Source organism: Sporosarcina sp. resist, assembly GCF_014302295.1.
Taxonomy (GTDB): Bacteria; Bacillota; Bacilli; order Bacillales_A; family Planococcaceae; genus Sporosarcina; species Sporosarcina psychrophila.
Window position 1 is genome coordinate 3,726,529 of the sequence record NZ_CP060287.1, and the last position, 15,011, is coordinate 3,741,539.

The following is a 15,011-nucleotide window of genomic DNA, read 5'->3' on the forward strand; positions in this document are numbered from 1 at the left end:
TTAGCACTTTATTCCTTTATCAGGTCAAAAGGTGATCAATCAATTTTTGTATTTCAAGTCCTTCATCAAATGACACAAGTAGCGCAGTTTCACCGTTAGCTGCCGCAATGCACTCATCCGTAAGCGTTTTCACTGTATCGAAGGAAGTCAATATCTCAAAAGGACTGTCTTTTTGTGCCATGCTAAGTTCCGACCAATTGCGCAGTTTCAGAACACCTTCATCTCCATATACTGTATAGGACAGTTCTTCTTGTTGACCGATTCCCGAAACACCATTCAAGAAGACCGGAATGTCATCCGCGGTTTTTCCGATTGTAAGGACACTCGTTTCCGCAAGCGTTTCATCTTCAGGATAAACGGTTTGGTGGGAAGTAATCGCAAGTTGACCAAACATCCTGTACATAAGTTGAAGGTAATGCGGGAATACTTCTCGTGTAAAGCCGCCTTGTTTTCGCGAAGCGATCCACGGATTTTGTTGCCATAAACGTGGCCAATGCGGGAAATAAGTTTGTAGTTCAATTCGAATGATTTGACCAATTTCACCTTCATTAACAAGTTTCATCATATGACGAACGGACGAACTATACATGAGCGGAAAATGCATTGCCGTTTGAATTTTACTGTTCTCTGCAGCCGAAGCCATAACTAATCCATCTGTCACATCGTGTGCAAGTGGTTTTTCACAAAGCACATTCAAGCCTTTTGAAATCGCTGCCGTACTCAGCGCAGCATGCGATACGGGTGGAGTTCCAATATAGATCCAGTCAGGTTTCATCGCCAAAACCTCCTCATAAGAGGATGCCGCAAATAATCCGTATGTATCCGCCATTTCAGAAAGTCGTTCATCATTTTCATCAAACAAGGCAATAATTGTTGCAGATTCGTTATTGCGTAATTGATTGATGATTCGCTCGCCAACAATACCTGTACCAACGAGGGCAAATGTAGTTTTCTTCATAGAAATAACCCCTTTTCACGAATAATTGTATGAAAGGAAAAAGGATAGGTCTAACGATTCCTTTTCACCCTTTGACGTTTTGTATTATAGCATTGAAGGGAATAGAATGTTCAAATAACAAAGAATTTAAAGGAGGAAATGGACATGACAACAACTGATACTTGGTGGGAAACGATCTTTGAAGGAAATCTTTCATTGGGGATTAATAAAGAACGTCTTGTAGAACTTGAAGAAGAAAATTTCCTTTATTTTGATGAAGAGAAGCAACTACAGGTGCCTACACACTGATAATTATTGTAACTAACTTGTCAACGATACCAATTTCCAACGGACCATAAAAACAGCCTTTCCATGTATTTAAAATGGGAAAGCTGTTTTTTTATGTGTACGAATGGTGAGTTGATCTTTCGAGTGTGTGTTGTTTAGTTTTAGGCTTATGTTGTGCAGTTCTAGGCAAGCGTTGTTTAGTTCCCTATATACGTCACTCAATACTGTGCCACAGATAATGTGCTGCATAACTTAAGTACGGTGACCACTGAAAACGGGCAAGCATTTCATCTTGCGTGGGCTTACGATCCATCTTCCACACCTGCTTCAATGCGTTTTGCAAACCAATATCCGCCAGTGGGAATAAATTTGGACGTCCGAGCCCAGACATTAGGAAACCTTGTGCAGTCCAAGGTCCTACACCACGGTAAGCAACAAGTTTTGAAGTTACTTCATCGTCATCCATTTTCCTGAACTGCTCAAGGTCAAGCGTCCCCTCTGCAATCGATTGCGACAAGCCAATGACATATTCAGCCTTACGCGTGCTAAACTGCAGGTCTCGAAGTACTGAGACGTCAAGCGACGCAATACGCTCAGGGGATGGATAACGCCAGACGTCATCGACCATCTCCCCAAATGATTCTACAAAACGTTGCGTCAACGTATGTGAGAACGACAAATTGAGTTGCTGGTGAATGATGCTTTTCATTAGTGTTCCATATAATGAAAAACTTTTAACAAGCGGGGTTCCTTCACACTCAAGAAATAGCGGCCCAAGATCTGTTCCCGCAAAATGTAACCCGATTGCATCCAACGGTTTATCAAAATGAAAGATTGATTTAACCGTTTCAATTTGACTATCATCAATTGCATTTCCCACTATAAATGCAGGTAGTTGTTTCGTGCCTGTACTTTGCAACGTGATATTATTTCCCTCTTCCATAGGGATGCGCACTATGCGGCTTTGCAAATCCACAGAATTCACCGGGTCCCCTGCCAACCGAATAATTGCCCGATCGAAATCATAGACATAAGGCAATGAAAATTGAACGTCGATAAGAAACACCCCCTTTTTTTACAGCATTCTAGTGTCTATTATACTCTTTTTTAAAAAACTTTTCCTAAAGGTGTTGACTTCTATTACAGACCCGCTATAATAATAAATGTGCAGTAAGCAGAAACACAATTTAATTCCCGGTTCCGTAGCTCAGCTGGGAGAGCACTACCTCGACAAGGTAGGGGTCGCTGGTTCGAGCCCAGTCGGGACCATTGGGTGCCAAACCCGAAGAAAACCTTTAGGAACAAAGGTTTTTCCATAAAAAAGACGTTCAGGCCTTGTGCTTGGAGGTCTTTTTTTCTTTGGATTTTTACACCTAATGTCCGCCATTTGTCCGCAGCTTCAGGAAGATTCTCAATCCTTTCCATTAGTAAATAAGCAACAGTAAAAGATTAATGAGTAAAATAGGCTCGGTTCCACTAAAATAGGAACCGAGCTATTTTTAATTAAACCCACCAACAACTCTTGTGTTGCCACATACACTCTGCACATAACTCTTCATTCCAAATTGCCATGATTCCGACTGCTTCGCAGTGTGTCATAGGCATAGCATCATCATAAGCTAGAATTTCACAATTTCATCTTCGTTATAAATATAAAAACCTGTTGTTAAATCTTCACTTTTCATGCCTATCTCATTGAGTCTCTTTTCATCTGTTGAGAAAAACAGTTCTACCTAATTTATTGTAATTGTTTTGTTCTTAGAATCTACCACATTACCTACTTATTCTTTGAGACTTTCCTAATAAGCTCAAAATATGTGCCACCACCGGATATAATTAATGTATTATCATCTTTTATGAAGAATGTAGAAACATGACCTTTTGAATCTGAAACATTAATTTCTGTAATAGGTGCTTTAAGACCTAAAAGATCAAAAGGGATACGATGTTTTTCTACGAAATCACTTGCTGGAATAATCGTTTCGGTGTAAATAGGATTGGTAGCCACCTTTACTATATCTGAAGGTTTATCTCCAAAACAACTTGCTTTATTAGCTGTAAAAGTTAAACTTTTCCCTAATAAACTTTCTGCATCCTCACTACTATAAGTACCTACTCCATAAGCTTGAACTTGATTAATAATCCACTCACCATAGTACGACTCTGAAGCACGGCGAAAAGCCGGATTCATCGCTCTCGCAAGAAATGCAGATATATGTGCTCTAGATAGACCCTCATTCGGTTTAAATGTACCATCCGGATAGCCCGAGGTTATATTGGCTGCTGCTAACTTCCTGACAGCAACATATGAAGTTGATCCTTTAGGAACATCTTTAAATTTTATATCTGCTTGATTGGTCAATTTAAAGGCATTTGCTATAAAGGCTGCCATATGACCTCTTGTTACTTGTTGTGTCGGTTTAAATGTACCGTCTGGATATCCATTAATAATTCCAGCCCTGACTGCTGAATTAATATAACCCGAAGAATGCCTACTCTCCGGTACGTCTTTAAACTTCGTTTTGGTTTTCTTTCCATCAAGTCCAATTGCCTTAGCAACCGTTATTGCAACTTCTTCTCGTGTGACTTTTTGATTAACCCCAAACTTTTCAGCAGGCTCAATAACCCCCTTTTCCAGTAGATACATAATTTCTGTGTAATTCGGATGGCTTTTAGGCACGTCTTTAAAACCAACATTGTTAGCCTTCGTCTGCGGAGCTAGTGAAAGCAATAATACGAATGTCAACAAAACAGATAATACTTTTCTCATGATAATCCTCCTAAATATATTTCCATAATTTATCGTAACATTAATAATTGGGTATGAACATAAAGTGTTCTGAATAATCTCACTCAAAATAATGGGTGCTTTAGTTTAACAATCGGGATTTCGATGTGAATTGAAATTCCTTAGGTGCCCTGCTCTTGTAAACCATCCTTTTACTTCATGTTAAACCTCTCTAACAACCGTACCCGAAACCTGGTCATGAGGAAGAATTGCCCCATCTTGTACTTCAAACGCTTGCCGATTTTTTAAGTAATCAAGCGTACTCAAAGTATCTCGATAAGCCAACCGTTTAATGATTTGATTAGATGTTAGTTCTGAGCCATCTTGATTTTCTAGGGTTAGTCCCATTGTTTTATAACCGATTGTCTGACCATATTTACGCAGCTGTGCATATTCCAATGACCACATGACGACGAGAGTTGGTGTCACTAGAGCATGAAAAGCTTCATTTTTCACCTTTTTCCGCAAGAAATACTCAACACATGCTGTTACAGCCTTTGAAATTGCAAGGTCAATCAGAATCGCTTTTGTACGTTTTTTCGTAATGGATTTCATTAATATTCCCTCTTTTCTATTTTTTCTTAATGATACATATACGAATGGAAACGAGAAGAGTTTCATAGATAAGTGGGAAATATCGGGTGTAATGTCTACCAAAGTGATGTAGCATACAACCTTGCTGGTATATTTTTATTCAAGATCCTCAAAGGCTCTTTTTTATTGGTTTTGCTCCGAAGCGGAAAATCTTTCTTTCTCAACTATTCAAAATAAAACTGTATAAAGTATCTTCATTTTTAATTCACATCATCTATCGTCAGTTCTTGTTTTGGCGTAAAACTCACATAATCATAAATTTCTTCCCCGTCTACAATGCTGTGGTATCCGACTTCAGCCATATAATAATCAATGGATTCGCCGTTCAGCTGCTGTTGGATCGCCTTGCTCTGCTGCAGCATTTGCTCTTTGGTCAAGTCGCCTTTTTCAATTTCCGTCATAATGAGCATGGGCTTTGGTGTTTTCAGCTGGGGCGTCCATTCCGCGACTTCGTTGCTGTATACTTCTACATCTGTGGACACTCCATTGATTTCTGGAACTCTTTTCTGTAGAAGCGCTAGAATATATTGCTCCGCCTCTGCATTTATTTTTTTTGAGGCCGCTTTGTCGATTTTGGATACGTGGATTGTATCGCCAAGAATTTCGTACGGTTCGAAAGCGGAGACATCGAACATATAGGTGGTTTCAACTCCTATCGGTTCCTTTTCCACTACTTTAAAACGAAAAGTGCCATCGATCCATCCATACTCTGCCGACCGCTTGATCTCATAGTCCATGTCCGGATAAGTTTGTTCTAAAAACGCTTCCAGGCTCTCTTTTGCCCTGTTTTTCTCAATTGGATTTCCGCTCATTTGTATGTAAGCGAACACGACGGCGGCAATTAATAAAATTGCAATTACACTGTATATTATTTTCTTTTTCATGATTAATTTTCCTCCATTATTTTAAGAATACAAAAGCCGATGACGATTCCGATAAATGTAAACAGCAGGTGGACAATTAAGGAAAACAACGATAATTGAAGAGCTTCAGAAAAACTTTCAGCATAAAATTCGCCGAACCAATCTGTCATATATAGCAGGCAATTCCAAATGAAGTTCGGTACTCCAGCGAGCAAGACAGCAACGAGGACCGAACGATAAAACAGGTAGGTGACGGCCCCTAAAATGGCATAGGTCAGGATAAAGGTCTTGTTGTCATTCATAATGGTGGTGCTCATTGCTAATATAAAGGCAATGGCCACAAAGAAAATCTGTATCGTTGTCAAACGCACGGTTATTTTCCGGATCATTTTTTTAGAAGAACTCCCCGGCTTTACTTGTACAGGCAGCGGAATTTGTGACTGTTCTGCGATATGGCAGCATTTTGGGCAGCTTTGCAGATGCTCTTCAACAAATCGTTTGGTTTCCTCCTGCAATAACTCTTCTTCATATAAAGGCAATAAATCTTGTACAATGGCACATTCTTTATTCATAAAGTCACCTCCATCGCTTTTTGAATTCTTAATTTCAACCGGTGAAAAGTTACACGTGCGTAGTTTTCCGATTTACCGATCAACACGCCGATTTCTGCAAAACTCAGTTCGCCGTATATGCGCAGTAATACAATTTCCCTCGCAGCATCCTCCATTTTCGAGATATGGTGCAACAGCATTTTTGTATCTTCATTGACTTCCGTTAACTCTTCTATTGACTGTATTTCAGCTTCTGGAATTATTGCGAGCTTTTCCATTAAGCTCTGTTGATATTTATTTTTGCGGTAATACTTTTTTAATAAGTTGTTGGCAATTGAGAACATCCACGTCGACAAGGTGGAATGGCCATTAAAAGATGCAATATTTTTACACGCTTCATAAAAGGTATCGTGACAGAGATCCTGAGAGGTCGCCCGATTTCCTGTCTTGGCATAAAAAAACGCATATATTTTCGGTTGGATCTCTTCATATTCATCTTCAAGCTTATTCATGACGGCCCTCACTCTCACTGTTCTTAGTATTAATACCTTGACCGCAAATTCCGTTACAACTTTTCAAAAAATATATATAAATTTCCCAAGGCAAAATGATTCTTGTTGTTATTTTGCTTACACGATTTTAATATCCACGATTTGCTAAGCTTAACCGACAAAGGCAAGTATCGATAATGAAAATGAGGAGATTCTTTATGATTTATGAAGTATGCTGAAGGCGACCACCGCAAAAGAGACCGATTATAAGCGGGAAATGACGAGGAAATACAAGGCTTTCGAACAACTCACTCGGAGTGAAATAAACAAGGAAGAATGCTAGGTATGTAATTTTTATAGGGTACTCATTCATTCTCGAATAATTTATTTGAAATTATTATTACTTTTATCTGTTACTAAAAGAAAAGAAGAAACTCTTTGGTAAGTTCCTTCTCTACCTATAACTCCTGAAGTATTCCTTCTCTTAAGAGACTATTTTGAACATGGGTAATTGAAGTTAATAATCTTCTAACTCTGTCTTTTTCCGTTTCATCCATAAAAAGTTTCCTTATGCATTTTTCAATCGCATAATCATATACAAATATCACCATTACATAAAAAGTTGTATTACTAAAAAAAGCGTTCGCATAAGTACACTTTAACGAACGGGTCGAAATGAATTGCGATACAGCGAAAAGAGCGTCCGCCAATCTATTTAACTAGTTTGCGAACGTTCTTTTAATTACGTATAATTTTACGAACAGATAAGGTATGCAACAACAAATAAAAACTAAACAAGTGTTGTAAGGTATTCAAAAACGTCAGGAATTGATTCGACCCTTGCGATTAGCATAAAGTTCGGACGACCATCGATTCAAATAACAGATGAATTTATACAGGCTTACGGAAATTGGAAAGCCGGAAAGATCACAGCTTTTAGAACAATGGATGAGGCCTGATTGAAAAAACTTCGTTTTATAAGATGATAAAGGAGTATGAGGCTTTATTAATTTAATTAAATACCACACCCGATAAAGGAGGTCTATTTTGCGAACCAAATTGCAACGTTGGCTTAAAACTATCAGCTAGCATCCAAAAGTATATGACCACTATCTGATAACAGGGCTAAACTATGAACAGTCCTTCGAAAACTCAAAAAGCATAATGAGGTTGTAATGATAACGCAATGACGAGCCCCCGATTATGATTATTCCCTTCTCGTATTTCTGCAAATATTCATCCCCCGCCATTCAAGTACCTCCTTTATGTTTTTTCTTTGTTATTGACAGATTTGGTGTGAATAACCCTGTAATCGTAGGACCCACCCTTTTTTTGAGTGTTTATTCTAACTTTGACATACACCACTTCTGTGTGTACTGTTATTTTAAGGGTGTTATACCTTTTATCTTGAATATTGTTTATTTTAGTAATAGAGCTATATGGGATGGAAAAATGAAACAGTTTGAAAATGTTTATTATTTTTTTAGTAACGCAGAATTAAATCCTAATAAATTTTTTAAAGATTTTTTTGTAAAAAAGACAGAAGTTCCAATTAAAACGAGTGATTCAAATACTCCAAGACTTCTAGTTATAGAGATTGAAAATACAATTAAAAATTTCACTTTCAACTTTAAAGATTTTGATTATAACTGCTCTTACTGTTATCAAAGCTTGGATCCTGAGAAAACAGTGTTTAAAGTTACTAATGTTCTTAGTTATTCTTCTAGAAAAGAACAGGCTGCTCATGCCTTCTCTGAACTAATTCGAACTATAAAAATTAATAAGAAAAGTGATTTTAATATGACCGCAATAATCGACTCACTCTCAACTTACTATTCAGACCAATCAAGAAGTCCTGCCAATGAAGGGTAAACGAAAACCAAACGGTCATCAAGAAAGAAGAGGTAAGCAGGCTTTTAGACGCAGCATTCTCGATCGAAACAGTGAACATCCAAACTACCAAAAAGAATTCGAACATCTTGAAGGAGATACAATCGTTGGACGCCACCATAAGAACGCAATCATCACGTTAGTTGAACGAGTAAGCAAGTGCATTATCGCCACTAAATCTGCTGGAAGAAAAGCAATAAATATCGAAGAGGCATTCAATCAATGGTTCAACCAGTTACCGAAACACTTATTTAAATCAGTTATTTTTGACTGTGGCAAAGAGTTCTCCAACTGGAAAAGCATCAGTAATAATCACGGTATAGATATTTATTTCGCTGATCCAGGAACCCCTTTCCAAAGGGCTTTAAACGAGAATTCCAATGGGCTACTTCGCAAAAATGGGTTACCTAAAGAAATGGATTTCCGTCCTGTCTTACAGGATTATATCTCTAGTGTCGCTTTACGTAGAAACTATATACCTAGAAAATCATTGGATTATCAGACACCTATTGAGTGTTTCATGAGTCATATGGACGAACATGTTGATAAGGATATTCTGTCTCGCTTAATTTGACAAACCAAGATTATAGAAGATTTTTGTGTGTCAGCCAAGGTAACAACTCCGAAAACTGTTGTAGTATAAAGAACAATTTAAAAAAGTAATACAGACCACCTGCTTAATTTCTTGTCCGCTATTTGTCTGCATAATTAATTTTCTGTGCCGAACTTATTTTACTGAATTGATTTCCCAACTAAATAAAACCTTATTAAATCAAACTTCTTTAACCTCAACTATTTCAGCTTAACTAGTTTTTCTAAGGGCTACAAAATCGACAAATGATGTGTCTTTTTTTGTTACTTGAAATTGTCAATGGAACTATTGATTCGGCTACAAGGCTAGTGCAGTCAACTGATCACAGTGCAAAAGTTGAGTTATTAACCGATTTTTTTCGAATTTGATTTACTTAGGATGCGAATGACCCAATTAGTTGGCGATTCAAGAAGACGGCTTTGGGACATTACTACATAGGTTACAGCTAATGCAACCATTGCACCCGCTAGCAGATCCAAAGGATAATGCACTCCGATAAAAACTCTTGAAAGCGCCATAAAAAAAGCCGAAATTAGAAGGATACTCCCTGCTGTTCTTCGTTTCCAAAAAAGAGCGAGCGCTAAAGCAAAAGAACCTGCCGCATGATTGCTTGGAAATGAAGGATCAAGGTTTGATTTCTCAACTAACAATGTAACTGCATGATTGACATATGGACGCGGCCGAAAATATGTCATCTCAATGATCTTATCTATACCAAGTGTGATAATGACGATTGTTAGCGCAAATAATACGATTTCCCGATTGTCATTCTGATTCTCAGATTTTGAAAACCAAAGCCATACAAATACCACCCCAAACAGAATAGGACCATATTTTGAAAACCAAAGGACAATTTGATCGAAAGTATTGTTTTGCCCTGCAAACTGGTTGATTAGTTCGAAAAGTTGATAGTCTATAGTCATAGCCTTTTCTCCAATGGCCTAATTTCATCCAATTCGACACTACCGATATTGTTTTCCGATGATAAGAATTGTTGTAAAGACTGTTTATTTTTCTCAAAATCAATACTAAGTACTGCACCGACGTTCACACGTTCGTCCACATAAGAATTTGCAACAGGTATGCGTAATGTCTCTATCTTTTTAGACTTCCCAATGAGTAAACCTTTTCCGATTGTAAGAAGTGTTCGATTATCAACGTTAGTATTAACGTAAGACTCCACAACGCCGAGTAGCTTAGGCAAATTCATTAAATTGTGAATGCTGACAGCTTGTTCCTTCAATTTCGACAACGCTTCCTGCTGTCGTTCTACCCGCCCAAAATCACTTTGGATATCGTGACGGAATCGCACATATCCAAGTAACTGATCTCCATTCAAAAATTGGTTTCCGGACTGTAATGTCATTCCGATTCCATGAGACATGGCATATGGAATATCAACTTCTATCCCTTCAGGAGCTATAACATCTACAATTTTTGAAAATCCAGTAAAATCAACAATTGCATAGTATTGAACATCAATATCAAAGTTTTGCTTTATCGTTTTCCTTACAAGTTCCGGGCCTCCAAAAGCAAAAGCAGAATTTATTTTCTGTTTTCCGTGATCTGGGATATCAACATACGTGTCTCTCATAATGGAAACGAGTTTTACATCGTTTGTCGTTTGATCATAATGTGCGATCATTAAAGAATCTGAACGTGCATCTTCATCCCCACGAGCGTCACTTCCTAATAACAAAACATTAATTTCACCAAATTGCGGATCCGCTCCTTCGAACGGCTCAAATATAGTTTTGTCATCCTTAATCACACTTTCGCTCGCCAAAGACTTTCCGCTATTGTATTGATAGACCCAATAAATAATCCCCATTACGGCGACTAACGTGGTGACTAAGAAAATCTTTCTTAGCCCTTTACGTTTCGACTTTCTTTTTTCGCTTCTTTTCATAAATAAATCCACCTATCACTTAATTGTGTGTTATTTCTTTACTAATGAATTTGTAGCAAGTTGTACAGCAATTGCATCATCTAAATAACCGATAGGAAATATATAATCTGGTATAACATCCACGGGAATAATAAAATATAATAATGCACTTCCAATTAAAATGATTTCACTTGGAGTCCCCTTCCCAGAGGTGAATCTCTCATATAACTCCTTCAATTTGCTAATAAATGGACCTACACTGCCAACATTTTGTATCTTCTCTTCAAAGCTATTATGAATGGTATTTTCACCATCTTCCGTTTGCGAATATAGTCCGTAGTTTTCTAATTTTTGTTCAACACGTTCTATAGAGAACTGATTATTGTAAACATTAGAAGACGCAAGAACCCCTTGTATTGCGTCAATAGATGTATGGATATCTGAATGTGACTTTTCCTTTATCTGTTCAACAGAATAACCAGCAGCTTCAAAAAGATTGAGTAGAGGAACTTCAAGACAGCCGGCAAATCGTTCTAAATGTTGCAAGTTTGCCTTTCGTTTACCATTTATAATTCGCGAAATCGTTGCTGTATCGATTTCGGTGAGTTCACTAAGCTTTCGCATTGACAATGAACGTTCTTTTAATAAATCCCTTAGCAATAAACCAAAGGCGGTACTATTTCCTGCATCAGCCAAATTCTATTCTCCTTCCCCATTTTCTTAACGGGAATTAATTGGTAGTCAACTATGTAAATACATACTATGCTAAAGTCTATATAAGTGTTGACTTTTTGTCAACACTTGCTCTTAAATAAATGACGTAAAAGCAATTATTTATATTGAAATAAAGATTCCCATGAATCCGCTCCAGCGCCCAGTTATATAAGAATTATTTTGTTCAGCTTATAAAGTAAAATGGTTACAAAATTGATAATAAATCCAGAGTATTACCAGAAAAAGCGTACATATCAGTGACACGTACGCAACTTTTTCATCAGCCAATCATCCCTTTATTTCCGTCGACTGGGTAACTTCAAAAGCCTAGTTTCTTCTCGTAATTTAAGGAGAAATTAGGCTTGCGCTACTATAATTACAAATATTTATATCATTGACTCTGCAACTAGGTAAAAGAAAATCGTAAACCTTCAATATGAATTGAAACTATTCAACTCAATCACTCGATCAAAGTCTATGAATTAGCATCTCTTCATAGCTAATAATGATGAACCCCATCTCTCTTATTTGAGCAATTTCAAGGACAGAATGCCAAATCTGAGCTTGCGTGATTGCATCGAGCATTGTTATTATATTTTACAGATTCCAACTTTTTTTGTTCTATACAATTGAAAAGGATTCATTTAGCATAATAAACTATTACGGATCCATTTTATTACTTGATTTTCAAAACGGTTAGAAAAAAATAGGAAAATCGTCTTCAGGAGAAATGGATCCCTAGAAGATGATTTTTTAGTATACAACTTTATTGTAATGTGTATCTGACTTTAATGTCACCGGACAGTGATAAAGAGAAAATAAATGTATATTTAGTAAAAAACTTTATTGTCATATTACAATCTTACATGATCATGAACCCAGTACGTACCTTCACGAAAGACGTCGATTGATGTGACTTGGTCACTTCAATCGACGTCTTTTAACGTGCAGTAGATTTGCATTCCACAGCTCCCCTGATACTCAAGGAAATACTGTATGGAAATTACTTTTTAGTCGGTACTCTATCCATTATTAATAAGTTTTCCACCAAAAATGAAATACCTTTCTGTTAACTTGTTTCACTCGAATACGAATCTTCTAACTGCCGGTTCTTCTCGCTAGCTTTATTAACAACTGCAGACAGATTGACTAATATCCCCATTGTGATCATCATCAAAATAAGCGAGGTTCCACCATAGCTGATGAAAGGCAGCGTGATGCCAGTAATAGGAAGCATCCCAGTAACTGCCCCTAAGTTGAATACCACTTGGATCATTATCATGAAAGTTAGTCCAATAGCTAGTAGCTTAAGGAACGGGTCTTTCCCCTTTAGTGAAATACGCACACCACGATACATGATAAATAGGTAGCACAAGATTACAACGAGAAATCCTATCGCACCGAGCTCTTCTATGATAATTGACATGATGAAGTCTGTATGTGCTTCAGGTAGGTAGCCCATTTTTTGCACACTGTTGCCGATTCCATTGCCCCAAAGTCCACCAGAGATAATGGCGATATACGAATTGATGAGCTGATAGCCATCTCCTAAGGCATCTTCAAACGGATTGCGAAATGACAGTAACCTGTTCAAACGGTAAGTTGCGCTAAATGCGAAATAGACGATACCTGCAAATGCTACGCTACCAAGTGCAAACAAATGTGCGTAGCGGATACCCGAACACAGCAAGATACAACCACAAGCTAAGATAAGCGAAGTTGCCGTACCTAGATCCGGTTGTTTCAAAATTAACATAAAAACGGTTCCAACGATGAGCAGTGGAGGCAACACGCCGTTTGTTAAATTGTTGATGTTGTTTTGCTTTTTTGCGTAAACGTTAGCAAAATAAACGACCATTGCTAGTTTTACGGCTTCTGAAGGCTGAAACAACAGTGGTCCGAGTTGCAGCCATCGTTGTGAGTAATTCCGTTCCACTCCGAGTCCAGGAATTAACACCAGTACGAGTAAAACTAGCGAAACAATCACCAGTAAAGGGGTCAACCTTCCTAATGTGCGGTAGGGAAATATGATGGCTGTGAAAAACAACAGCAGTCCGATGCCAAACGATTTAAGCTGTTGCGTAAAAAAAATTTTATCATTATTATACTGAACCGTTCCCAGTGGATAGCTGGCACTGTATACCATGACTAACCCCAAGATACATAAAAACAGGCTGACCGTTACCAGTAAATAATCGACTTGTCTCAAATGCCTGACTATCATTACATCACCTTCAGCATAATTTCTTTTATTGGCGCAAAAACAGAAACTTCTTCGACCTTAACTGGATGCTAAGGACCAGACCCATAACTATCATATTGGTCAGCAGTGCACTTCCTCCGTAACTTATGAATGGCAAAGCAAGACCGGTAACTGGCATTAAGCCAATGGTCATGCCTATGTTTTGAAACACTTGGAATGAAATCAACCCAATAGAACCGGCGACGATATAAACGCCTAACAGATTTTCTGCACTAATGGCCACAATAATCATCCGATAAATTAACAGGAAATATAGCCCGATCAAAAAGGCTCCTCCTGCAAATCCAGATTCTTCCCCTACAACGGAAAAAATAAAATCAGTATGAGCTTCTGGGATTCTTCCGCTTTGAACTTGTGTCCCCTGATTGAAGCCAGAACCAAACATCTGTCCGGAACCTATACCAAGCATTGCCTGTGTCAGCTGATAGCTATAGCTCGCAATAAACTCATGGGGATTAAGCCAGCCATAAATCCGATCTAATTGATGGGGCTTAATAATCTTAATGAAATTATCGAAGAAATGATTATGCATCCACACTAACATTCCGATAAATACTGAAAAACCTGTGAACAATAAACCAATTAATCGATAGGAAATCCCTGAAGAAATCAGTAGTGTAAATAGTACAGCCGCTATTACAAGTGCTGAACCGAGGTCAGGTTGCACAAGCACCAAATAGAAAGGTATCATCGAAGCAATTACCAGCTTTAGCATAATGGGAATGCTTTCTTTAAATGTTAGCTTTTTCTCACCTTTTCGCTTTAGCATGACTGCGAGAAAAATGATTAACCCAACTTTCATGAACTCTGACGGTTGTATATCAAACAAGCCAAAACTCAACCACCTCTGCGAACCATTTTTATTCGTTCCGAAAAAATGAACCAATACCAGAAATACGATCCCTAGAGAATATATTGGCCAAGCCAGACGTTCAAGAATATCATAATCGAAACGCGCTACTGCCACCATTACCGAAGCACCTATTATATACCAGATAACCTGCCTTTTTACATAGAAGTAAGGATCCGACACTGAATATTGCCCTGAGCCGCTGTATACTGCCAATAGACTAAAAACGAACAGAGCGAATAATATATATGCTAATGAATAATCTATATGTGCTTTACTTTCTCTCACTTTCTTCATCCTTT

Annotated in this window: 14 protein-coding genes, 1 tRNA gene and 1 pseudogene; 4 read left to right on the forward strand and 12 right to left on the reverse strand. The window is 37.8% G+C overall.

Annotated elements, in window-relative coordinates:
* Nucleotides 1–19: 19 nt before the first annotated feature.
* A complete protein-coding gene (locus H7992_RS18200) occupies nt 20–958 on the reverse strand; it encodes a Gfo/Idh/MocA family protein (RefSeq protein WP_187045495.1) in 939 nt (312 codons plus the stop codon).
* Between the two features lie 144 nt (nt 959–1,102).
* Here H7992_RS18200 and H7992_RS18205 point away from each other — a divergent pair, with 144 nt between their 5' ends.
* Nucleotides 1,103–1,246 carry a hypothetical protein gene (locus H7992_RS18205; RefSeq protein ID WP_187045496.1) on the forward strand — a complete coding sequence of 48 codons (144 nt, stop codon included), beginning with the start codon at nt 1,103–1,105 and terminating at the stop codon, nt 1,244–1,246.
* A gap of 193 nt (nt 1,247–1,439) precedes the next feature.
* Here H7992_RS18205 and H7992_RS18210 read toward each other — a convergent pair whose 3' ends face one another.
* A complete protein-coding gene (locus tag H7992_RS18210) occupies nt 1,440–2,282 on the reverse strand; it encodes a DNA-3-methyladenine glycosylase family protein (RefSeq protein ID WP_255428705.1) in 843 nt (280 codons plus the stop codon).
* Between the two features lie 139 nt (nt 2,283–2,421).
* Between H7992_RS18210 and H7992_RS18215 the strand changes: the two genes are divergently transcribed.
* Nucleotides 2,422–2,494 (forward strand) — tRNA-Val (locus H7992_RS18215).
* Between the two features lie 508 nt (nt 2,495–3,002).
* On the opposite strand, the gene H7992_RS18220 is transcribed toward H7992_RS18215, so the two are convergent.
* The 5 genes from H7992_RS18220 to H7992_RS18240 all read right to left on the reverse strand — a co-directional run bounded on the left by H7992_RS18220 (nt 3,003) and on the right by H7992_RS18240 (nt 6,533).
* A complete protein-coding gene (locus tag H7992_RS18220) occupies nt 3,003–3,995 on the reverse strand; it encodes an S-layer homology domain-containing protein (protein ID WP_187045497.1) in 993 nt (330 codons plus the stop codon).
* A gap of 180 nt (nt 3,996–4,175) precedes the next feature.
* Nucleotides 4,176–4,568: an RDD family protein gene (locus H7992_RS18225; RefSeq protein WP_187045498.1), complete on the reverse strand. Its 393-nt coding sequence runs from the start codon at nt 4,566–4,568 to the stop codon at nt 4,176–4,178.
* 239 nt (nt 4,569–4,807) lie between these two features.
* On the reverse strand, nt 4,808–5,491 hold the full coding sequence (locus H7992_RS18230; RefSeq protein ID WP_187045499.1) for a YfjL-like protein: 684 nt from the start codon (nt 5,489–5,491) through the stop codon (nt 4,808–4,810).
* 2 nt (nt 5,492–5,493) lie between these two features.
* Nucleotides 5,494–6,042, reverse strand: a complete 549-nt coding sequence (locus H7992_RS18235) for a zf-HC2 domain-containing protein (RefSeq protein ID WP_187045500.1) — start codon at nt 6,040–6,042, stop codon at nt 5,494–5,496.
* Nucleotides 6,039–6,533 (reverse strand): RNA polymerase sigma factor, encoded by a 495-nt coding sequence (locus H7992_RS18240; RefSeq protein ID WP_067211747.1) that lies wholly within the window; start codon nt 6,531–6,533, stop codon nt 6,039–6,041. The genes H7992_RS18235 and H7992_RS18240 overlap by 4 nt, the downstream gene beginning before the upstream one ends.
* Nucleotides 6,534–7,964: 1,431 nt before the next feature.
* Between H7992_RS18240 and H7992_RS18245 the strand changes: the two genes are divergently transcribed.
* Nucleotides 7,965–8,384 carry a hypothetical protein gene (locus H7992_RS18245; RefSeq protein ID WP_187045501.1) on the forward strand — a complete coding sequence of 140 codons (420 nt, stop codon included), beginning with the start codon at nt 7,965–7,967 and terminating at the stop codon, nt 8,382–8,384.
* Nucleotides 8,362–8,976 (forward strand): annotated as a pseudogene (locus H7992_RS18250) (IS30 family transposase); the annotation flags it as partial. The gene H7992_RS18245 and the pseudogene H7992_RS18250, both read left to right, overlap by 23 nt.
* Nucleotides 8,977–9,338: 362 nt before the next feature.
* Here the strand turns inward: H7992_RS18250 and H7992_RS18255 are convergent.
* From H7992_RS18255 to rodA, 5 genes are all read right to left on the reverse strand, one after another.
* Nucleotides 9,339–9,917: a phosphatase PAP2 family protein gene (locus tag H7992_RS18255; protein ID WP_187045502.1), complete on the reverse strand. Its 579-nt coding sequence runs from the start codon at nt 9,915–9,917 to the stop codon at nt 9,339–9,341.
* On the reverse strand, nt 9,914–10,903 hold the full coding sequence (locus H7992_RS18260) for an LCP family protein (RefSeq protein WP_187045503.1): 990 nt from the start codon (nt 10,901–10,903) through the stop codon (nt 9,914–9,916). Before H7992_RS18260 ends, H7992_RS18255 begins: the two co-directional genes overlap by 4 nt.
* A 30-nt stretch (nt 10,904–10,933) precedes the next feature.
* Nucleotides 10,934–11,578, reverse strand: a complete 645-nt coding sequence (locus tag H7992_RS18265) for a DUF1232 domain-containing protein (RefSeq protein ID WP_255428472.1) — start codon at nt 11,576–11,578, stop codon at nt 10,934–10,936.
* A 1,087-nt stretch (nt 11,579–12,665) separates the two neighbouring features.
* Nucleotides 12,666–13,820, reverse strand: a complete 1,155-nt coding sequence (ftsW, locus tag H7992_RS18270; protein WP_187045504.1) for a putative lipid II flippase FtsW — start codon at nt 13,818–13,820, stop codon at nt 12,666–12,668.
* 25 nt (nt 13,821–13,845) lie between these two features.
* Nucleotides 13,846–14,997: a rod shape-determining protein RodA gene (gene rodA, locus H7992_RS18275; RefSeq protein WP_370569903.1), complete on the reverse strand. Its 1,152-nt coding sequence runs from the start codon at nt 14,995–14,997 to the stop codon at nt 13,846–13,848.
* Nucleotides 14,998–15,011: the final 14 nt, after the last annotated feature.